Raw genomic sequence first — 23,516 nt, forward strand, 5'->3', positions numbered from 1 at the left:
TATAAGAATGTCCGAACAGGATGGAAAATATATTGGGTATTTTCAGATATGAAGTGTGTTTTTGATACGACTAAGGGATTAAAGAATAAAGCAACAAATAGAGAAGCAAGAAGTGAAAAAGTAACAGTTAAGGCGAGGTCTCCAAAAATCTGTCCGGCTATTCCTTCTACAAAGGCTACCGGGAAAAATACCGCTACAGTAGTTAATGTAGAAGCAATCACAGCGGAACCTACTTCAGATGTCCCTCGAATGGCAGAATCAACTATAGAATCTCCTTCTTCTCGGCACCGAGAAATGCTTTCTAATACTACAATAGAATTATCTACTAACATACCAATACCTAATGCCAGCCCTCCCAATGACATGATGTTAAGAGAAATATCTCTCATAAACATAGGGATAAAAACAGTAATAATGGATATGGGAATAGCGAAGCCTATTGTTAGAGTACTTCGCAACTCACGAAGAAAAAGATAAAGAATAAGTAGTGCTAATATACCTCCATTAATAGCGGAATTTTGCACTTCTTGTATAGAACTGATAATAAACTGTGATTGGTCGCTAATTATATGAATTTTGGCATCAGACGGAAGTGTGCTAAGCAAATTCTTTTTTTTGAATTGCTCCTTTCGTGATTTGGGGTCTTCAAGAGTATGTTGACCATCAGCATCTTTAGCAACGGGTTGGAGGCCGAAAGATATTTGTTCATCTAATAATTCAGAAAAACTTTTTTTTCTTTCAATTCCTAACAAATCTTTTACAAGATTACATACGGTAACTGTATTGGAGTCACCTTCTTTATAAATTTCTATTTCTATGGCGTCTTCACCATTAATTCGAATAATCGTATCTCTTTCTTTATTTCCCCAACGGACTGTAGCGACATCTTTTAATTTAATAGGAACTGATTTTTGAGGTAAAGCAGATAAATTTTGAGGAGAAGTGGTTAAAGATTTTAAGGATAAATTGGATATTAAATTGGAATCCGCAGAAGATGTTCCCACAGGCGAGGAAACGATTACATTTCTTATATCTTCAATATCCTTGAACTCTTTAAGAGTTCGGACAATATATTCTGTTTTCCCTTCGACTAATTTTCCCCCCGCAACATTAATATTTTGACTTGCTAAACTTCGAATGATGTCGTCTAAAGACAGCCCTAAAGACTTAAGCATTTTGCTATCCACAAGAATTTGTATCTCTTCTTCCTGTCCACCTTTTACAACAACCTGTGCAATTCCTGTTTCTGCTTCTAAATCACTTTTAAGTTTTCTTTGAACAGATTCACGAAGTGTGGTCAAATATTCAGTTTTTTCCTCAGGATTTAAATTTTCAGGTGGAGTAATTCCTATGCGTATTACAGGGTCCAGATTCGGGTTAAATCTTAGAATAACAGGTTTTTTAGTAACCTCCTTAGGTGGTTCAAACAAATCCAATCGGTCACGCACATCTTGCTGTGCAACATTCATATCTGTATTCCAGAGGAATTCGAGGGTTATTTCAGAAAGTCCTACAGAGGAAACACTGCTAATTTCTACAAGTCCACTGACAATACTTAACATCTCTTCAAGAGGACGCGTAACCAATTTCTCTACATCTTCAGGTGCTGCCCCTTCAAATTCTGTGCGTATAGTTAGAGATGGATAGGATATTTCAGGCATTAGGTTGATGGGAAGTTTTTGATAGGAACGCCAACCGAACACAATAATGGTAGTGAATATCATTATTGTGGTTACTGGCCGATGTATTGGGAAGGATATTAAAGATGATGTCTTTTGTTTTATTGTTTGTTCGCTCACGGTTTCTCCCCACTGCATTTTTTTATGTATTTGGATTTCTCTGAATGTTAGAAATCTAAGTATAAATAATTCAAGTATTTGAGGTATTATTGTCCGAGTTCAATATTTTTTCAAGCGATGTTACTTCAATAACAGAACCCGGTTTTAAATTCATTTGCCCTAATGTAATTACAAGTGTATGTTCATCAATACCTTTTAATACTTCATAATAAGAACTGTCTTCGAGACCGACTTGAATTTCTACTTTCTGTGCAGTAAATTGTATTGATTTATTTTTTATTTCGTCATAATCAAGTTTCTTCAAATCTTCTGCATCTTTTGTCTGTGCGGTAAAGATATATTTTCTTCCACTTTCTTCTAAAACAGCATCTTTAGGTATGACTATTGCCTGAGGATGCACTTCCATAACCAATTTTACTCTTGCAAATGCTGAATCTTTAATACAGTTGTTTTTATCGTTTTCAAGAAAGTGTAGAGTCGTTTTAATTGTCCCGGAGGAAGGGTCTATAGTAGGACTGATTCGGAAAACAGTTGCGATAAAGTTCTCCGACGGACAGGAATCAACCACAACCTCTGCTTTTTGGTCTATATATACTTTTGAAACTTCGCGTTCGGGAATGTTTATAGGTAATACATAAGAATCCGGGTCTACAATAGAAAATACAGGCATACCTGTACTTACTAATACGCCTTTCTGTATATTCCTTTTTGTAATTATTCCATTTATAGGTGCTGTGATGGTTTGATTTTTTAATTGTAATTGTTGGATTTTAAGAGTGGCTTCTGCCGCATCTAATGCAAAACGGGCATTGTCCCTTTCTACCTTTGAACCGATACCTTCTTTCAAACTATTTTCTGCAATTACTAATGCGGATTTACATTTTTCTATGTTTACCCTTGTTTGTAGAATTTGAGTTTCAACTTCTGAAGTATCTAATTTCGCTAAAATTTGTCCCTCTTTTACATAATCCCCTTCTTCAACAAGTAACTCTTCACAAATCCCCATTCCTTTAGATATTACTTCTACTTTTCTTTCAGCCGAGATTCTCGTTGTAGTTTCAAAATATTTACTTACATCTTTCTTAGTAGGAAATACTGCTTCAACAGGAAAGGCTATTGGCTTGGTTGTATTTATCTGAGCATCATCATTAGCATCAACTTTTTTGTTCAGTGAACAACTGTGGAGAGTTAATATAGTTATAACTATAATACACAATGATGTGAAATGATATAATGTCGTTTTCATATTGCCCTTCAATTTTTTATTATTATAAATTAACCTTATTTATTTAACAAAAAAAGTCAAATAGTACTCTATCTATATAATATACTAATTTGACCATTTTTTATTACATTTTGTAACACTTTTTTGTAATTATTTTTAAAAATTTAATTTTTTAGAAAATAAAAATTTGTAAATAATTTCTTGACAATTTATAATAAAAGTGGCATTATTATTAAGTGATATAATTCATGTTATAATTGTATAGTATTGTTGTGAACAACAAGAACACAACTGGAGAAATTTTGTATGAGAAAATCTGTATGTTTTTTATGTGTCCAAAGTATCCTATTTGTTACAATATTGTTGACAATTTCGGGTTGTCCACCAGAAGAAGTGGGAGGAAATCTGATTGTAGAGCCTACATCTATAGATTTTGGTTCTAAAGATGTTAGTGCGGATATTTTAGTATGGAAAAATACGACTACAAGTTCTGTAGGCCCAATTATTGTTGAGTCTCAGGTTCCATGGATTTCCGTAGAAGGATGTGCCTCTGTTGATGATGGATGTTATAGTTCAGGACCTTTAGATAAAAAACGCGTAAAAATAAAGATAGATAGAGAGAAAACAGACCTTGGACCTAATTCAGGAAATATAATTGTTCGGGCTACCAATGCTCCTTCAACAACTGTTTTAATAACTTTAGTTGATTTGATAAAAGTAGATTTTGATGCATCGAATAAATTTACCACCATAAACGAAGCCGTTAGATTCTTTAATCAAAGTGCGGTTCAATCAGGGGCAATAAAGAAAGTAACATGGGATTTTGGGGATGGAAAAACCTCTAATGACTATAATCCAACATATTTTTATCAAAAGCCTGGGAATTATACCGTTACCCTGACAGTAGAAACAGATAAAGGTATCGAAAAAAGAGTAAAAGAAAATTTTGTAAATGTTGTCAGTGGTAATCTTACCGTTGATTTTTCTGTAAATGCGCAAATAGTTCTGTTGGGAGAAGAAGTTCAGTTAATTGATAGAAGTCGTTCTGAAAAAGAAAATATTATTAATCGTTTTTGGGATTTTGGGGATGGGAAAACAAGTAATGAAGTAAATCCAAGACATAAGTATGAAAATCCCGGGATTTATTCCGTAACTTTAACTGTATACACGGAGAATCAGAATAAATCAGTAACCAAAGATGGATATATAACTGTCCAAGAAGGCATTCCACCCAAAGCAAAATTCTCTGTTAGTCAAATAAAGCCATTTATTTATGTTCCAGTTCAGTTTTCGGATTTATCAGAAGAAGGAAGTGCACCTATTACAGATTGGTTATGGGATTTTGGGGATGGTAATACTTCAAATGAAAAGAATCCTCAATATGCTTTTACAAGAATTGGAAATCAACAGATAAAATTAACAGTTACGAATAAATTTGGCACCAGTTCTTTTTCACTTCCTGTAGAAGTTATTTACTTGCCCCCGATTGCAGAATTTTCGGCGGAACCTCTTGTTTTGTATGAAGGGAGTTCGGTATTCTTTGCAGATTTATCTACAAAGGGGACAGAGCGAATTGTTCGCTGGTTATGGAATTTTGGAGATGGTTCTACAGAAACAATAGAATATCAACCTTATTCACATGAAAATGGAAATACAAGCCATACTTATACACAATCCGGTGTATATTCAGTATCTTTAACGGTAAACACAGGCACGACTTCCAATAATGAAAGTAGTATTACAAAAAGTTCTTATATTACGGTTCATAAACCACCTATACCTAAATTAAGTGTTTCTACAAGAAGTCCTGTTATACAAAAAGAAGTGGTTTTCCTAAATCGGACTGCGTTAGGAACAGAGACAGAATTAACTTATGAATGGGATTTTGGTGATGGGTCTCCGGTCAAAACTATGAGTACGACCGATTCTGTTTCCCATATTTATACAGAAGCAGGAGTGTATGATGTTATATTAAAAGTGAAGACACCGTTAAAAACATTTAATAGCGAACCTGTTAAAGTATATGTAGATGCTCCTCCTATACCCGATTTTGATTATAATCCTAAACGGATAACAGTAGAAGATTTAGTTCAATTTACGGATTTATCCAACTCTGAAGGAGCACGTCCTATAATTGGTTGGGTATGGTCATTTGGTGATGGTTCTGAAGTATCAACTATGCAAAACCCGAACCATCGTTTTGAAAATCCTGGAAAATACAAAGTAGAGATGTATTTGCTATTTACACATTCCAAAAGTGGTGAGCAACTCACAACATCGGCAGTTTCAAAAACATTAACTATAGGTTCTGCAGTTCCTCCAACAGCCGGATTTAGAGTAGAAAGTCCTTGTGCTATTGTAGGGAGTGAAGTCAAGTTTTACGACCAATCTAAGTCAGGAACAGCCCCCATTGTCAATTGGGAATGGGATTTTGGTGACGGTGAAACTTCCAATGAACCGTCTCCTATACATGTGTATTCTAATCCGGGAACTTATACCGTAAAATTAAAAGTTCAAACGGAAGGTGGTCTTGAATCAGAATCTGTCAAACAAGACTATGTCGAAGTAAGTGAATATTCAAGTCCTTTGGATATATTCGTAAGAGAACGCGACCCTGAATACACATGGACAACACCTGAGGAATATCCTGTAAGTTACACATCAGGTTCGGTATCAATACGATTAGCAACAGCATATATAACTCGGATGACTTCCCAAGCCTGGCGTTCGGCAGATGAATTGTATAGTGGCAGGATATGGAAACATAATTTAGCAATTATTGTTCCTGAACGCAAACGCAATAATACCTCTTTATTATTTATTGACGGAGGAAGTATTAACAGTGCACCACTTAATGATGATGAAAGATTGTTTATGGGTGAACTTGCTGCTTTATCAGGCTCTGTAATTGTTCATATAGATAATGTTCCTAATCAACCTATTGTGTTTATTGATGACTATGATGCAGAAAGAAATGTCGTTCTTAAATCTCGCACAGAAGACGATATTATTGCTTATAGTTATGATAGATATATGAATGAGTATAAGAACGGTAACAATGATTATCGTTGGCCTGTTTTGTTTGCAATGGCAAAAGCTGCTGTTCGTGCTATGGATACTACACAGGCGATTCTGGGAGATAATGCTCCATCTGAATTTATTATATCGGGAGGTTCAAAACGCGGATGGACAACATGGCTGGCAGGTTTGACCGATTGCCGTATTAAAGCAATTGCACCGCTTGTTATAGATGTCCTGAATATGGATAAGCAGATGGAACATCATAAAAAGGTATACGGATATTGGGCACCTTCTATTTATGCCTATGCACAGATGAAGGTTTTTGATAGGCTTGTCCCTAACGGCGGAAATTTGCTACCAGAAGCAGAAGCACTTTTGAAACTTGTAGACCCCTATGAGTATTTAGAAAGAACACAGAATATACCTAAGTTTCTTATGAATTCTTCGTGTGATGAGTTCTTTGTCCCAGATTCCTCGCTATGGTATTACAGAGATTTATTAGGTGAGAAGTATCTAAATTATGTTCCCAATGTTTCTCATGGACTTGGAGATGAATTTGATTTTGATACACCTGCTGTTCAAAATCTTTTGGCATGGTTTTTAGCAAAAACCCAGAATATCCAATTACCGATTTTTACATGGCAAAAAGTTACAAACGGAAGTACAAATACATTACAGGTACTTGTAGATAGTCAGTTTACCTCTTTAATAAAAGAGGTTAAACTATGGAAATGCACGAATCCCAACGCAAGAGATTTCAGAAAATATAAGATTGATAACATTGGAGTTCAGTATCAAAGTGAGACACTACAACCTTTATCTCCAGGAGTTTACCAGGCAACGGTAAATGCTCCTTCACAAGGTTATACAGCGTATTTTATTCAATTAACATTTAATAATCCTGCACGATTTCAAATGGCTGTTCCGGGTTTAACAGTTCCTCCATTAGTTTACACAACTTCTATTTATATTACACCGGAAGATTATCCTCAATATACTTCCGAAAGATATACAAATTATAAATACCCATATTTAGTCCTTCGTGGTTCTCCATATCAAATGGGTAGTGACTATGGAAATTTGATGAAAAATGAAATCATCAACCATGCGAATTATGTGTTAAATAATTTAGGAAGGTTCGGTGTTACTCAGACAAATCTTGATAATGCATGGAATAATCAGCAAGGAAGTATTGATGAAAGGATACAACAAGAGCTACAAGGTATTTCAGATAGTACAGGCATTACTTATGATGCATTAGGGAAACTGCAATTAGTTGAATGGCTAAGTCCGTATTCAACTACAAAATCTTCAGGTTCCTTACTATGGTCAACAGCAACCAATATGCCTCCCTTCTTTGATTATTCTCCGTTAATTCAAACATATTCATTAAATAGACAGCTATATAATGGCGGACAGCAAACCTATCCAGTTGTCGTTTTCTACATACCGGAAAACGGATTTCCCCATGTATTATTCACTTTTGCAGGGATGGTTGTTAGTAGAGCAGGTGTTAATGCCTCGGGCTTAACATACGGAGATATACCTGTTTCTGGAGAATCTATCATATTAAATGAGAATATGTTAACCGCATTTCGTAGTGCTATGTATGATTTAAATAGACTGAATTCTTTTGTAGAATGGACAGGTAGTTCTTCATTGGGTAGATTGCACTCTTATCTATTAGGAGATGGAAGATATGAACTGAGAGGAGCAAAATATGTGGTGAAGTCATCAACGAGGTTATTAGTAAGAGATAATGATACAAACGATGATTATCGTCCTAATATTTTAGCAAATGTAGTTTACGATGCAGATGCAGCAACGCGGGCAAACAGCATTTATACCTTAATAAGAGATAACTACGGGCTCTTAGTAGAGTCAGGTTTGTATTCCTTATCGCGAAGAGGAGCCATTAGTAATTACAACCTGATGAATCTGGTAATTGATGCTACTGCTTTCAAAGGACATGTTGCTATTGCCAATGGTATACAAGACGCATCTACTCAGACATTTGAAATCTATGATTTCCAATCCATTTTGCCGTAAGTAAAAAAGTTTTTATAGGGTTTATCAAAATTAAAGGGCATAAGAAGTGGGGTATTGTTAATGACAAAAGTGCATGATTGTATTTCTCGTGGAGATAATATTCTCAAAAAACTGAAGGAATTGAAAGGTAGAACTTTAGTTGTTTCAATGGATATTCCATGGAAAGGAGTTAAAAAATATATTTCATGGGAACCTACAGAGATTATTTGGGCACAGGAGATGGAGTTAGATGTTATTGAAAATATGGAAAAGAAACTACCTAATTTCGATTGGGTTATCGGAATAGGTGGAGGCGTGAGTTGTGACCTTGCAAAATATATAGCATGGAAAAAAGGTATTCCACTGGTATTAGTCCCCACAATAGTTTCTGTAGATGCCCCCTTTACTCCTTCTATTGCGGTAAGAGAAGATAATGTAGTCCGTTATATAGGGAACATTATCCCAAATCATATTTTTGTTGATTATCGGATAATTCAAGAGGCTCCGAAACATTTAAATAGGGCAGGAGTTGCAGACCTGTTAAGTATTCATACCGCCTTATGGGATTGGAAATGTGCCGCAGAGAATAATAATGAAAGATACGATAGGCAAATTGCCCAAGAAGCAGAAGAGTGCCTAATAGCAATAGATAAAAGGGCCGAAGAAATATATAATGTTACTCCTCAGGGGATAGATACGATTGTAGATTTATATTGTAAAGAGGTGGAATTGTGTAATATATTTGGGAATGCACGACCTGAAGAAGGCTCCGAACATATCGTAGCCTATCATGTTGAATATTTAACCAAAAAACAATTTTTGCATGGGGATTTAGTAGGGCTGGGAATATTTTGTATGAGCAGGTTGCAGGAGAATAAAGTAGAATGGATAACAAATTTATTAAAAAGATGTGGCGTTAAGTTTCGAGTTGATGGTCTATCCAGAAATGAAGTATCACAGACCTTATTAGGGTTGAAAAAGTTTAAAGATGATACAGAATTGTTTTATAGTGTTATTGATGTAAAAACCATTAGCAATGAATTTGTAAATGATATATTATATGAACTGAACTTAACTTAAAAGAAGGAAAGGGATATGAAAAAAATGATAAGTATTCTTATTATTTCATTGATTTTGTTACTTGGAATGTCAATGAAAACCTGGGCTGAAACAAAAACTTTTGTAGAAGGAAAACCTATTTGGTTAAAAGAACGAACAAAAGTGATGAATGACTTTGCGGGTTTTCGGGCAATTTTCAATGTAGATAATACTGAAAATGTCTTATTGCGTTGTGCAGGACATGATTTTTATAGAGTTTATGTAAATGGTAAATTTGTGTTTTACGGTCCTGCGAGAGGTCCACATGGCTTTCATCGTGTAGATGAAGTAAATATATCTAATTATTTACAAAAAGGAGAAAATATTCTTGCTATAGAGGCGATTGTTTATAATGTAAATGGGTATGGTATTACAAATCAACCCGGTTTTATTCAAGCGGAGATTATGCAGGGGAATAAGGTTTTATGTGCCACAGGTTCTGAAAAATATTCCTTTATCGGTTTCGATTTAAATTATAAATTTAAAAAAGTAGAGCGGTATAGTTTTCAGAGAGGTTTTTCAGAGGCATATCGTCTAACCCCTCAATCATTAGATTGGATAGTAAAAAAGGAAAATGCACCCACTCCTTATGAAATAGAAATTCTGGAAAATAAAGCACTTATTTCTCGTGGGGTTCCTATGCCCACATTTGAAAAAATATTACCTGAAAAAATAATCATCGAAGGTAAAGTTAATTTACAAAAACCTATAGAAAAGCCCTGGATTAATAAGAATGTTGAACCAAGGTCCGATTTTCTTGGGTATCCTTTTAACCAACTTGAATATTCGCCCCCGAAAGATTTCCAAAAAATGACCATTGAAAAGGGAGAACGAAAAGAACAATCAGTCAGTTTTCCTCTTCTTATCAATGCATCAACTTATAGAGTATTTGATTTTGGGAGAAGTATGACAGGTTTTGTCTGCTTAAAAATAAAAGTAGATGAACCTACAAAAGTGTTTATTACTTTTGATGAAATGTTGAGAAATGAAACAGTAGACTGGAAACGATTGGGTTGTCATAATGTTATAGCATTACACTTATTGGAAAAAGGTGAATATAATTTTGAATCTATTGAACCTTATACATTTAGATATATGCAAATTACCAATACAAATACATCAAGTACCATTATATCAACAGGTATAAGACTTTATGAAAATCCAGAGGCTCAAAAAGCGAAATTTGTATGTTCCGATGAAAGATTAAACCGAATTTTTGAAGCAGGTAGAGCCACATTTGCTCAAAATGCAGTAGATATTTTTATGGACTGCCCTCATAGAGAAAGAGCAGGTTGGTTATGCGATTCATTCTTTACATCACGGGCAGGACTTGTTTTAACAGGTAATACATCTGTAGAGAAGAATTTCTTTGAAAACTTTATGCTTCCGCCTAAATTTGAATTTTTGCCCGATGGAATGTTACCTATGTGTTATCCTTCCGACCATAATAACGGACAATTTATCCCTAATTGGGCTATGTGGTTTGTTGTTCAACTGGGTGAATATGTAAAACGAAGCAATGATTGGGATTTGGTAAATGCTCTCCAGCCCAAAGTATTGGCACTGGTTAAATTTTTCGACCAATACAAAAATTCAGATGGACTTTTAGAAAAATTGCCCAGTTGGGTATTTGTTGAGTGGTCAAGAGCAAATGATTTTGTTCAAGATGTAAATTATCCATCGAATATGTTATTTGCTGGTGTTCTTGATACTGTGGCTGAATTATACAAATTACCAGAATACAAACAAGAAGCAGAAAAAATTAGAGATACCATACGCAAACAGTCTTTTGATGGAACTTTTTTCGTAGATAATGCCGTTCGTAAGGAAGGTAAATTAGAAGTTACCCGTAATCGCACTGAGGTATGTCAATATTTCGCATTTTTCTTTAAAGTTGCCACAAGAGAAACATATCCCGATTTATGGAATATATTAAGAAATGATTTCGGACCCCATCGTAAAGAGAATAACAAATATCCAGAAGTCTATCTGGCAAATTCATTTATAGGGAATGTTCTCCGTGCTGAATTATTAACATTAAGTGGAGAAGGAGATAAGGTTCTGGATGAATCCGTTGGCTATCTGGATTACATGGCTCAAAGGACGGGAACTTTATGGGAAAATGTTGATGATGGAGCCAGTTTGAACCATGGCTTTGCTTCGCATGTCGTATATATTTATGACAGAATAGCATTGGGTGTCAGCGAGTATGACCCTGTTAATAAAAAAGTGAAAATTGTATTTCGTCCTTTGTCGTTAAAATATTGTGAAGGTGAGATTCCTGTGGGTAGTAATCAGACTATAAAAGTCAAATGGCAGCAAGATGATAATACAATAAGATATGCAATAAATACCCCGGATGATTATTCTGTCGAGATAGAAAATCTAACTGGTAAAAATTTGGTTAAAGAGACGAATTAACTGTTCGTCAATGGTTAACCGATAAAATATTGAAAATCTTTATCAATCAAAGGTTCTAAATCTTTTTTATAGATGATGGGGTCAGTTACTTCGTTTTTGTGCTGTTCCCAAAAAGACTTCCATTCCTCTATATTATCAATTTTTTTATTGTTTAACTCTACTTTCCACAGATTATTCAATGCCTCTTTACTCGAATTAACAATTCTTGGTTCAGGATGGTTAAGGTTTTCTATAAGCACAGGAGTAACAGACTTTAATCCAATATGGGCTATTGCATAATTCGTTATTATGCATACATCCGTATCCGGGTCAACAAGCCCGCGAATAATTAAATTGTAACTTTCTACATCTTTTGCAATAGCCAAAAGTTCAATGGCTTTTCCACGGACTGTCGGAGCAGAATCAAGAATTTTCTCTCTTAAAATTTTTACGGCTTTATCTTTATTTATCTTAAACAAAATTTCTAAAATATGGGGTGTCGTTGTTGGAGAATAGGAAGGAAGATAATATTCTAAATAAGGGAAAATATCCATTGTTTTTTGAAGTTCTAACAGGCTATTTTTAGCCGTAACTCGGTCAACCTCTTCACCCCATTGTATTCTACTAATAAGTGCTTCAACTGCTGCTCGTTGGTCTTTGTTTAATCCTGTTTTTTCAGTGAGTAATTTATCTTTTTGCTCCCATTCTTTTTTTGCTTCATCTAAATTTATTTCACCTGTTTTGTCATTTTTTTCAACATTGACAATTTCGTCCTTTGTGTATTTAAAGGTTCTATTACCTACTTGTATTGTATAAATTCCATCAGAAGATTCATCAACAATTTTTCCATCAAAAGTAATTCCATTTTTCAAGGTAAATGTGTCAGAAAAAGAAAAGATACTTACAAAAATAAAAGATAAAAAAAGAAACCTTAATAAACAAATTTTGCCCATTTTAATCCTCCTATAAAATTATTTAGGTAGTAAATTATTGAAAATAGAATGCAATTTTTCTATAACTAACCATATTGGGGTCTGTAATTTCGAGAAATCTTCTAACACGAGGGTCATAATACATAGTTAAACCAATACCGACGCCATTATTAGCTGGGACAAAGACTCCTAAATCCGCTGATACTATACCGCCACGAATAATCATTTTTCCGTATGTATTCGAATTATGTCTTGTCTTACTCCTCACGATACACCAGATGGAATTATTGCTGTATAGAAGACCGTCGAATTGAAACGGTCTTCCAGAATCGGGACGGGTTAATTCATCATTAAACCAGATGTGCCGTAAAGTATCTTCGCTAATCCAATTCATATCTGGATTACAGTAATGATAAGTAGCACGGGTTAGAATATCAAGAGGCAAACCTTTTTGGATAAGATAATCCCGTAGTAATTTTACACCCGCTTCATTATATTTTACCGCATGTTCATCAGTTGCATCGTAGATATAAATTTTATCCGGTTGACTTGCTCGCAAACCATAAAAACGAGGAGTGTAATTCGGGTCTGCTAATGCTTTCTGCAATTCCATTCGATTAAATAGTTTTAATTCAGATGTCGTGAAACTAAACTGTTGTCCTTTTCTGCCTGAAACAATTTGTCCTGCATCCACAGAATCAGGGTCAAAATATCCCCACCGCAAAGTTTCTGTTACTTTATTAATTGTTACATTATTTGTTCTGTGTGCATTTCTTGTATCAATACTATACTGACTCCATTGAGGAAATTTTTCATTATTTCTTGCACTATGATTAACACCACGAACAGTCAGATAATCGCCCATCATGATACTTCCCCCTGCAACAAGTGCAAAGGCATTTGTGGTTCCATCTTCTGCTTTCCCAAATTCACCCGGAGCATCTGCATAGGTGACATCTCCCACTACATATACATTCCCTCTTACCAATAATTGCCCTTCTCCTTTAACTTTTCCTGCAATGACTAAATCTCCATTTACTGCAACAGTCCTTTCAATCTGTATTGGGTCTTGTTCTGTTCCAATAAGTATGAGGTTACCATCATAAGTTCCTGTTGTTGAAAGACTATTAATAGCAGAATTGGATGCGGTAGGTAATGGGTTATTTATGTCCGTTGGTATATATACAGAACCGCGCGGAACACCATAAGCAACGCCTGAAGTTATTTGTCCTGGTGGTGGAGCTTCCCCTTCTACTATTGTATTATCAAAATGAACCCTTCCGTTTGCAGTATTCAAAACCACTTGAAATTCCTCATCATCAACTATGCGATTATTATTATCATCTGGGTATGGAGCCGGAAAATTGTTCGGTACAAGACCATCTGTTTGTGCTCGTTCATCTGTAGGATAATTCATATATAAATTTGCAAATTGTACAAGGTCACCGTTAGGGGTTGTTCCAGCATTCTGTAAATTTGCAATTATCATATTCCCTGAAGCATCTTGAACGATTTTCCCATTGTTACTATTAATACGGTATGATTTTAATGTAGAATTTTGCAGATCCGAGGCGGAAAATTGTGTCCCATCAGGTTTATAAACTCTACCTCTTGTATATAATGTACCTGCTGTACGGCTGTCTGCCTCTGTTGGTCTTACTAACATGGATTCCAGGGAGGCAACCTTGATTCGGTCAAATGTATTGTAATTAGCAGGGTCAGAATTTCTAAACAAATCTAATGATTGAAACTCTGCATGGCATAAAATGCAGCTAATATTATTTGCAAGAACAGAAAATTCTGTATGAGGACTTGTTCTTCCTCCGATATTAACAACCTGAACAGCTGTTTTTGCAATACCATTTCGCCTTGCTGTCGATGTAATTGTTAGAAATGAACGAGACCATTCATCATATCTTGCGATGTGGACACTTTCGATTTGTGCAATCTCTTGATTGTTGTTAGGGTCTCTTAATACAATAGGTTGACTAAACAAAGCCCAACCTCTTTGGTCATATCCAGACGGATAGGTTTCGAAAATACCATTTCGATTTCCCGTCTCATCAACATCTTTAGTTCCGTTAAAATTCAAGTCTTCATTTATTAGAATACCCAAATTATTATCGAGATAATACCGATAGGAAGCCCAGTTTCTTGTAGTGTTCCCGCTTGTTTCTAAATAGTCATCCCAAAGCCTTTTTAACGCCAGGTCTATACCTGCTTGCGATGCTTCTCTTAAAATGATATCATCGGCAGAAAAATCGGTTTCTCTTTTGTTGTTTACTACTGTTGCCGTGATAACCCCTATAGCACCTAAAATTACGATTATAGCAACGGTGGTAAAAATTAAAGCGATACCTTCTTTTCGTTTTCTTATAATACGCATAACTCTATCTCCTAATTTTCTAATTTAACTATTCCGCTGAGCTCGGCGCGAATTAAAGGTCCTTCACCCGGACCCATTCGTTTCGTTCCTTCTAAATAAATATATAACAAAGTAGGTGTATTTTCTTTATCACTTCTATCGGGTAGTAATTGAAACTCTACATTACTTATACAATTTGCACTTCCTATTACGCGTCTGTTATTTTCCTGAACCATTACCAATCTTCTTGTTAATGCTCTATCCCCATTGGTATCTTCACCGTCATCTAAAATAGCATTCGGTGGAACTCCTTCAGAGGAACGGTCTTCATTTTCATATTGAACAACAATAGGTTGAGATGATTGGAGAAATGCAGGTGTATTAACGGGCACAGGTATAAAGAAACGCAAACCCTTTCCATTATTTTGAACTTGAATTGCTTCTGCTCCTGCAGGTGCTGTCGGAGGAGTAACATTAGTGCTAACTTCTGAATAGGCTTGTTTCACTAATTCAGAAAGTTCATTAAAAGTATTTCGCAAATCCGAGTCAATTTCATTTTGAGCATAGGAGAGTGAAGATGATTTTACAGAAGATTGTAGGGCGAGAAAACTTAAAAGTGAAATAATACCCATTAGTGCTATGGATATAGTAACTTCTATTAAAGTAAAACCAAAAATTCTTTTTTTCATATATGCGCCCTCATTTTATCTGGAAGTTAATATTGTAGCAACAGTATCTCTTATAGTGTGCCCACGGATAGATGTCCATGTGGCTGTTACAAAAACCTGAACAGGATTGTTTGTTCCTCCTGCAGGTTCTCCATTCATATTTCTGCAGTCCACGCTTATTTGCAAATCAGGTATAGGTATAGGATGTTCCGCTACAGATACCATTGATAACCAATCATTGGATGTTTTCCCATTTATCCATGCATAAAAACCTTCCCAGTTAAAATTATCATCACTTACCGCAAAGTCTTTTCGTTTTTCTCGAATAGCTTCAATTACTGCACGGCAAGCATGTAATGCCTGTATCCGCTCTCTCTGAACTTGAAGATTATTATGTGATGAAACCAATGTAACTGCAGTAACTCCAACTACAAAAGCAAATATAGCAACTGCAATCATAATCTCTATTAATGTTAAGCCCTCATTTCTTTTTCTATCCATCATATATTTTAATCCTGCTTATTTTATTTGTCTAAATATAACATATTTACTTTCTTAATAGATTATAACATAAAAATATAGAAAATATTTCAAGAAAATGGAAAATTCCACAATAATTATGGAATATTTCACTCAAACAGAAGAAAAATTTATTTTTAGATAAGTTCCCTATAACTACTTATATGAATGTAATTTATATGTGTTATTTTAAAATCTTTGCTCCATCTGAAGGTGGGGAGATAATATAAGAACCGTTTCGTCCTGTAGTAGCGTTATATTTTTCAATCAGTATTTTAACAAAATTTTCACTATGCTTCGTCTCAACTAAATTGATAGTACAACCACCAAAACCAGCCCCCGTCATTCTTGCACCTTTACATCCTTCAATATTTCTTGCTATCTCTGTCATTACTTCTAATTCCCGATTAGTAACTTCGTAGTCTTTTTGAAGACTAAAATCCGATTCGTTAAGTAAATCTCCCACTCTGGAAATATTTCCACTTTTTAATGCATCAATACAAGAAAGAACTCGATTATTTTCAGATAAAACATGAAAAGCCCGTTTATAAGATATAGGATTCATTATATTTTTTGTTGGAATTAGTTCTTCTATAGTGAAGTCTCTCAAATGTGTAGCAGATTTTTTGTAGAATTTATTCAAAGTATTTAATGCCTCATTGCATTCTGCTACGCGTTCATTATATTTTGAACCTGTGAGACCTCTTGGACAGTTTGTATTTGCTATAACAAAAGTATGTTCGGGCAACTCAATAGGGATTAATTCATAATTTAAAGTTCTACAATCTAAAAACAAAGCATGTCCTTTTTTCCCACACCTCGAAATGAATTGGTCCATTATCCCTGATTTTAACCCAAGAAATTCGTTTTCAACGCGTTGTCCTAATTTTGCTGCCTCTGCATCATCTAAATTGAAATTTCCTACGGCTTCAAATAATTTTAATACAGCCATTTCAAGAGATGCGGAACTACTAAGCCCACATCCCATAGGAACATCACCGAATATAACGCCATCTACTCCGGGAAGATGAAAATCTAATTTTTTTAATTCATGAGAAACGCCCATAATATAATCCATCCATGGGTCAATGGGATTGCGAGATGGGTAGTTGATATCTGCAATACTTTGACGGTTGATATTTAATGCATAAAAATTTAATAACGAATCATGTCTTTTTTTGCCTACGATATATGTAGCCTGTTCAAGTGCCATAGGGAGCACATAACCGTGATTGTAATCGGTATGTTCTCCGATGATATTTACCCTACCCGGAGCCTTTACAATAACATCTGGAGTAGTATTAAAGAGATGTTGAAACTGACCTTCTAAATATTCCAAAATTTCTCCCATGGATATTATACTCCTGATAATAAATTGAGGTTTTAAGAATATTTATACTATGGCTTGTTCTGTTATGGGGTCAAAAAAATGAATTTTATTAATATCGGCATTGACGATAAAAGGTTTGCCCACAGGTGGTTCACTGTTTAATTTCAGTTTCACTGTAATGGTATTCACACCTGTATTTAAATATAAGTTTATTTCAGAACCCATAGGTTCAACTACATCTACAATGGCTGATATGGAAATACCTTTTTGGGGTATTTGATTTGGATTAATCATAAAATCCTCTGGACGAATACCTAAAATTATTTTTTGATTAATAAAGTTTTTCAAATGTTCTTGCAAAGTTTCTGGAACAAAAATTTCAATATTTTTAGTATCGGTAAAGTATATATGCCCATCTTTAGATATAATAGTCCCTTCAATCATATTCATAGGTGGACTGCCTATAAAACTTGCCACGAATTTGTTGGCTGGTTTGTTATAAAGTTCCAGAGGTGTTCCTATTTGCTGAACAGTCCCTTCATTCATAACAACAATACGGTCTCCCATTGTCATGGCTTCGATTTGGTCATGAGTTACATAAATAATGGTGGCTTTTAGTTGATGATGTAATTTCGATATTTCGGCACGCATCTGGACACGCATTTTAGCATCCAGATTGGAAAGGGGTTCATCGAAAAGAAAAACTTTAGGGTTGCGAACAATGGCTCTACCTACCGCCACTCTTTGTCGTTGTCCCCCAGAGAGAACTCTCGGTTTGACATTTAAATAATTAGTTAAACCTAATATTTCAGCCGCTTCTCGAACTCGTTTATCAATCTCCTGTTTGGAAACACCTCTTAACATTAAGCCAAAGGCCATGTTTTTATAGACAGTCATGTGGGGATATAACGCATAATTTTGAAAGACCATAGCGATATCGCGGTCTTTCGGATGAACATTGTTTACTAATTTGCCATCAATCAAAATATCCCCGGAAGTGATTTCTTCTAAACCTGCTACCATACGTAATGTTGTCGTTTTTCCACATCCCGAAGGTCCTACCAATACTACAAATTCTTTATCCTCTATTGTAATTGTTACATCTTTAACAGCAGTAAGGCCATTGGGATAAGTTTTCGTTAAATGTATTAGTTCAACTTTTGCCATCTTTATTTTTCCTATTCTTTTTTGTATATAGTATATTTATATTGTATTTTGTTTTATGTCGCTAATTAAACTTGTCCTAAAATCTGCAGGTATATCTGGGTTGTTAATAATTAGTGAGTTGATAATACATTCCATAATATATGTATAACCCGAAACATTTTCCGATTGTTTATCAGCGTAAAAATATTTGGGTGTATTTATATCTATTTTTTGAGGTTCAAGGTTTTGGGTAATTACAATTCTGACTTTTTCAATAGAGAGGGAACGAATATCTTGTGCTGTTATATTAGTATTTTGTTCTTTTTTTAATATGTTTAATAAAGAACCGATATTAGTTCCTCTTCCGGGAATGTAATATAGATTTAATTGTAAGTTATTAATGTATATATCATAATAAATTTTAAAATGGGAAGAAATATGTATCTTTGTTTGTATATGTCCTGATTGGAAAACAGGTTCATCAGGAAAAGGAGGTAAGTTTTTTATATATAAGTTTTTAAAATTAATAGAAAAATCCCAAGGATTTAAATAAGCCTGGTCAAAGTGGAGAGATATATTCGATGGTTTTGAAAATCTCTTTTCAACAATATTTGTTATAAAAAGGGTTCGACTGTATGGATAAAAGACAAAAATGCAACAAAGAAGAAATAGCAAAGAACCTGAAAGACTTATAACATAAAATATCTTTTGTTTGAAGGTAGTTTTTGCTTTCTTCTTTTTTGTAGGTCTTTTCTTTTTAGATTTTTTTTCGGGTGTGTCAGTCAAAGGTATGAGTCCAGTTTAATACCTTTTTGTGAAGGGATTTCTGTTTTTTCTTTAAACTTTCTTTACTGTCTTTTAATTTCATAGAAAGAGGCACCTCTACAGGCACCTGTTTGGGACTCCAAGAAAAACAGAAGGTGGTGTCATAACCATTAAGTATAAGGTATATCTTTACATTTTGAAGCCCTTCTTTGGGAACAAGGATTTCATTAGCGTTATAGGGAAAAATAAGGGTAACCTTTCGCTTAAATCTACGAAGGGTTCCCGATGGGATTTCTTCCAGTGATTTATCCAGAATAATCTGAGTGGGATGTATTTCTGTATTTTCATTCAAGAGCATGTAAATGTTAAATTCTCTTAAACAGACGCTATCATAAGCAATACTCATATCTTGAAAGGAGGAATCCAATACAATATCAATTGTTACTCCTTGTGATGGAGAACTCGGAGATGTCCATACAGCCTGGCTTTCAGGATTAAATATTTTTGGATAAGGACCCCGCATACATTGAATATTTGAGATAGGATTATCCGGAACGAAAGGTATTAATTCTCCTGCGGATACCATTTCTTCCTTATCTTTCTTATCTGTACTTGTTTTACAACTTATTTCGGAAACAACGCAATAAATGCATGAAATTAATATAAGCAAAGTATTAACAAAAAATTTAATATTAGAACAAAAACAAGTGTTCATTTTTAAATATGTAATTTTTTTATTTACCATATCTTTATGAAACTTTATTTTTACTTATATTAACAGATTTACTAAAAAATTAAAAATAAACACACATTATTCTTTTTTTTGAGGTTCCGTAGTTGAAACATCTACATGAGGTTTTGTTAAAGTTTGTTGAGTATCTTTTTTTACAGGTAAATCAATCGCACTTTTGCTTTCTTCTCCACCCTTACCATATTTTACAAGAACCATTTCTCCATCATTAGTAGATAATTTAACAATACCAAGAGGTTTTACCTCATCATTTAGCCAGATTTCTTTTGTTGTATTGTCCTCATCAATTCTGTAATGTTTTGCTTTGATTTTTCCATTTTTAAACTCAACATCTTCTTCACCAATAAGTTTTTTCTTTGAAGTCGTTTCCGTATTATCTGGCATGGTTTCACTATCAATATTTTGGGGAGGATTGGCACCTTCACGAACAATTATTTTATGAATTTTTTCTTTTCCATTTTTATCGTAAGAAATAAGAAAGCGATACACAGAAGGAAAGCCTTCCGTAGGTATAATTTCCGATTCTAACCATAATGCAGTGGTATTTTCATCTGTTTTTTCTGTACCCGTTATTGCCTGTCTTAATAAAATATGTGTTTTTGTTGTTTTATCTGTTATTTCATAAATAGCCCAGACACCGGGTTCGGATGAAAGCATCTTGCCTCTAAATAAATCTTCTATAAAACCCTGGGCAATTATTATTTTAGGGGAAAGTATAAATACAAAAAATAACTGTATATAGAAAATTTTATTGCAGGAAAAAAATTTATTCGTTTTTTTGAGAGAAAAATTACAAAACATATCTCATATAAACTAAATTAATAATCTTTGAATTTCAGTTTCTTTGTCTTCAGGTAGAGAGATAATCTCGTTTAATATATGAGCAACTTTATTCGAATCCGTCTGTATTAAGGTGTAAAGCAGTTTCAAAGTTAATTTTTGAATTAATTGGGGTGCATCATTAAGTTCTCGAACCATTTGAAAAAGATGGGTAGCATATATATCAAATATTTTTATAGAAATACTTTTTTCCGGGTTAGACATATCTTCCGGGGTAATGGGATAAATTCCATCGTCTTTCCACTCTTCAATCATGAGTTGCGTTTTTTCTGCTTCCCGCAGAATAAAATGTTCCCGAAGTCTTTTTTTACAGTATTGAGTGAGAAAACGGACATCTTCACACAGTTCATCTGCCTGGAGTAATCCTTGCTGGTCTAATAACTTAATATATTCCGATTTAAAGTATGCTGTGTAACTGAACCCGCGGAAGTGTAATCGAGGGAAGGGGATAAATCTTGCGAAACCATTCTCATCACAGAATAAAAGTCCTCGTCTTCCCGATGTGTTCCATTCTACAATAGTTAAAGTCGCATTGATAGTTTTTCCACTGGGCACAACTATATCGTGATACGGATATTCATACTGAGTTTTCTGGACATTTTGCGGGTCAATAGATATTCCATCATATATAATTTTTACATTTGGGTATTGCATTAAATAAGGAGCAAAAATATCAGTAATTTCCTCTAACGCAAGCACCCCTCGTATAAGGGAGGTATTATCATTGGGTAGAGCAATTCGAACATACATACCTGTGGAATTTTCGTATTCTGTAACAGGTTCTGGTTCGGATACTTCAAATACAGATAAATTTTCTATATCTCCCTTGATATAGAAACAATACAGATTATTTCCATCTCGATAAATGCTTTTCCACGATACTTTGTTCCCCAAAGAAAAGGCACGAAATCGCCCTTTACCGTATTTCCCATGCAAAATTCTTTTTTCATTTGGAGTAACATATTCGCCTCTTTTCCAGGAACCACCTAAATTGCTAAAAGAAATTAAAGCCTCTTCAAATTGCAATCCATTACCATCATCAATAATATCAATATAATCCAAACCGCTTAATTCGTTTTCAATAAAACGAACCTGTACCTGTTTTGCCTCTGCATCGAGGGCATTCCAGATTAATTCAACAATGGCATTTAAAGGACGGGTTTTTCCTATAGTTTCGAGATGGTCTTCTTTAACTTGAATGTGTATTGTTCGCATGTGTTGACCTTATTTTAAAGTTCCCATGATATTTTAATAAAAATGATGCTTGTAAATAAATTATTCATCATGGGTTTTAAGAAATTTTTCGATGGTCTACGACCCTGCATGCTTTTCCTGTAGAGCGTTCCAATGTATTCGGCGGAAGCAACTCTATATTAACATGAATTCCTGTAATTTCATTAATTTTGCGAAGGACACGGTCTCGTAGAGATTGCATCTCACTCATTTTATCGGAGATATATCCGGGTTGCAGTTCTACTTTTACAGATATTTCATCTAAGATACCCGGTCTTGATACTTCAATTAAATAATGGGGAGAAATTCCTGGAACTTGAAGAATGGCTTCTTCAATTTGAGATGGGAATACATTTACACCCCGAATGATTAGCATATCATCTGAGCGTCCTTTTACACGGGACATCCGTTTTGTCGTCCTACCACAGGGACATGGGCTGGTGTCTAAATAGGCAAGGTCTCTTGTCCTGTAACGGATTATTGGAAACGCTTCCTTTGTTAAACTTGTAAAAACCAATTCACCATATTCGCCCTCTTTTACAGGTTCAAGTGTAGAAGGGTTTAGGCATTCTACAATAAAATGGTCTTCTTGAATATGCATACCCTTCTGCAAATAACACTCACCACTTACCCCCGGTCCAATAACTTCACTAAGTCCATAATTATTGAAAGCCATAATTCCTAATTGCTCTTCAATTTCTTTCCGCATATCTTCAGTCCACATTTCACCCCCAAAATGTCCATATTTTAGAGATAAGTTTTTTGGGTCTATCCCTGTTTGTTTGGCATGTTCCGCAATATTTAAGGCATAACTGGGGGTGCATATTAAAACATCGGGTTTTAAATCCTGAATTAGTAAAATTTGTCTTGCGGTATTTCCAGAAGCAGCGGGAATAATTGTTGCTCCAACTTTTTCTACTCCGTAATGTAATCCAAAACCACCTGTAAAAAGTCCATAACCAAACGATATTTGCACAAAGTGTTCTCTTCGTAACCCCCCTGCTACAAGAAATCGGGCGCATAGATTTGCCCATGTTTCAAGGTCTTTATGTGTATATGCTACCAATGTGGGTTTGCCTGTTGTACCGGAAGAACCATGAATTCTCGCTAATTCATCTTTAGGAACAGCAACCATTCCTAATGGATAATTTTGTCTTAAATCTTCTTTTACAGTAAAAGGTAATTTTCTTAAATCATCAAGAGACTTTATATCTTCTGGTTTTACTTTGTGTTTATCAAAAGAATTCTTGTAAAAAGGAACTGTATTGTAAACTCTTTCCACTACTTTTTTTAATAATTCTAACTGCAACTTTTGCCGTTCTTCCGCTGTTATAGTTTCTGCAGAATCCCAGATACAATTATCAAACGGTAACGAACTCATTTATAGGTACCTTAT

16 protein-coding genes are annotated in these 23,516 nt (G+C 34.6%); 3 read left to right on the forward strand and 13 right to left on the reverse strand.

Going from position 1 to position 23,516, the window contains the following annotated elements; all coding sequences use genetic code 11:
• Together PLA12_08340 and PLA12_08345 are read right to left on the reverse strand one after the other, a co-directional pair.
• Positions 1–1,799: efflux RND transporter permease subunit (locus tag PLA12_08340; protein ID HOQ32508.1), on the reverse strand; the 1,799-nt coding region annotated here is incomplete at its 3' end.
• Between the two features lie 70 nt (positions 1,800–1,869).
• Positions 1,870–3,045: an efflux RND transporter periplasmic adaptor subunit gene (locus PLA12_08345; GenBank protein ID HOQ32509.1), complete on the reverse strand. Its 1,176-nt coding sequence runs from the start codon at positions 3,043–3,045 to the stop codon at positions 1,870–1,872.
• 285 nt (positions 3,046–3,330) lie between these two features.
• Here PLA12_08345 and PLA12_08350 point away from each other — a divergent pair, with 285 nt between their 5' ends.
• From PLA12_08350 to PLA12_08360, 3 genes are read left to right on the forward strand one after another with little or no spacing between them, the layout of a single operon-like run.
• Complete coding sequence (locus PLA12_08350; GenBank protein ID HOQ32510.1) at positions 3,331–8,094, forward strand: PKD domain-containing protein; 4,764 nt, start codon at positions 3,331–3,333, stop codon at positions 8,092–8,094.
• 60 nt (positions 8,095–8,154) lie between these two features.
• The gene (locus PLA12_08355) at positions 8,155–9,153 is read left to right on the forward strand and encodes an iron-containing alcohol dehydrogenase (GenBank protein HOQ32511.1); all 999 of its coding nucleotides are present in this window, start codon (positions 8,155–8,157) and stop codon (positions 9,151–9,153) included.
• Positions 9,154–9,168: 15 nt separating this feature from the next.
• Positions 9,169–11,592: a family 78 glycoside hydrolase catalytic domain gene (locus PLA12_08360; protein ID HOQ32512.1), complete on the forward strand. Its 2,424-nt coding sequence runs from the start codon at positions 9,169–9,171 to the stop codon at positions 11,590–11,592.
• 14 nt (positions 11,593–11,606) lie between these two features.
• Here PLA12_08360 and PLA12_08365 read toward each other — a convergent pair whose 3' ends face one another.
• The 11 genes from PLA12_08365 to PLA12_08415 form a co-directional block, all read right to left on the reverse strand.
• A complete protein-coding gene (locus PLA12_08365; protein ID HOQ32513.1) occupies positions 11,607–12,524 on the reverse strand; it encodes a HEAT repeat domain-containing protein in 918 nt (305 codons plus the stop codon).
• A 34-nt stretch (positions 12,525–12,558) separates the two neighbouring features.
• Entirely contained in the window at positions 12,559–14,889 is a 2,331-nt protein-coding gene (locus PLA12_08370; GenBank protein ID HOQ32514.1) for a hypothetical protein, read from the reverse strand.
• A gap of 11 nt (positions 14,890–14,900) precedes the next feature.
• On the reverse strand, positions 14,901–15,557 hold the full coding sequence (locus tag PLA12_08375; GenBank protein HOQ32515.1) for a prepilin-type N-terminal cleavage/methylation domain-containing protein: 657 nt from the start codon (positions 15,555–15,557) through the stop codon (positions 14,901–14,903).
• A gap of 15 nt (positions 15,558–15,572) precedes the next feature.
• Positions 15,573–16,040 carry a prepilin-type N-terminal cleavage/methylation domain-containing protein gene (locus PLA12_08380; protein ID HOQ32516.1) on the reverse strand — a complete coding sequence of 156 codons (468 nt, stop codon included), beginning with the start codon at positions 16,038–16,040 and terminating at the stop codon, positions 15,573–15,575.
• Positions 16,041–16,239: 199 nt separating this feature from the next.
• On the reverse strand, positions 16,240–17,406 hold the full coding sequence (locus tag PLA12_08385) for a galactokinase (GenBank protein HOQ32517.1): 1,167 nt from the start codon (positions 17,404–17,406) through the stop codon (positions 16,240–16,242).
• Between the two features lie 42 nt (positions 17,407–17,448).
• Positions 17,449–18,552 carry a sn-glycerol-3-phosphate ABC transporter ATP-binding protein UgpC gene (gene ugpC, locus PLA12_08390; protein HOQ32518.1) on the reverse strand — a complete coding sequence of 368 codons (1,104 nt, stop codon included), beginning with the start codon at positions 18,550–18,552 and terminating at the stop codon, positions 17,449–17,451.
• A 36-nt stretch (positions 18,553–18,588) separates the two neighbouring features.
• Positions 18,589–19,317 carry a hypothetical protein gene (locus PLA12_08395; GenBank protein HOQ32519.1) on the reverse strand — a complete coding sequence of 243 codons (729 nt, stop codon included), beginning with the start codon at positions 19,315–19,317 and terminating at the stop codon, positions 18,589–18,591.
• Positions 19,310–19,882, reverse strand: coding sequence for a hypothetical protein (locus tag PLA12_08400; protein HOQ32520.1), 573 nt, complete (start codon positions 19,880–19,882; stop codon positions 19,310–19,312). Before PLA12_08400 ends, PLA12_08395 begins: the two co-directional genes overlap by 8 nt.
• Before the next feature lie 225 nt (positions 19,883–20,107).
• Complete coding sequence (locus tag PLA12_08405) at positions 20,108–20,704, reverse strand: hypothetical protein (GenBank protein ID HOQ32521.1); 597 nt, start codon at positions 20,702–20,704, stop codon at positions 20,108–20,110.
• Positions 20,705–20,860: 156 nt separating this feature from the next.
• Positions 20,861–22,102: an ATP-binding protein gene (locus PLA12_08410; protein HOQ32522.1), complete on the reverse strand. Its 1,242-nt coding sequence runs from the start codon at positions 22,100–22,102 to the stop codon at positions 20,861–20,863.
• Positions 22,103–22,178: 76 nt separating this feature from the next.
• Positions 22,179–23,501, reverse strand: coding sequence for a phenylacetate--CoA ligase (locus PLA12_08415; protein HOQ32523.1), 1,323 nt, complete (start codon positions 23,499–23,501; stop codon positions 22,179–22,181).
• Positions 23,502–23,516: the final 15 nt, after the last annotated feature.

This window comes from Candidatus Hydrogenedens sp. (assembly GCA_035378955.1).
In the GTDB taxonomy this organism is placed as follows: domain Bacteria; phylum Hydrogenedentota; class Hydrogenedentia; order Hydrogenedentales; family Hydrogenedentaceae; genus Hydrogenedens.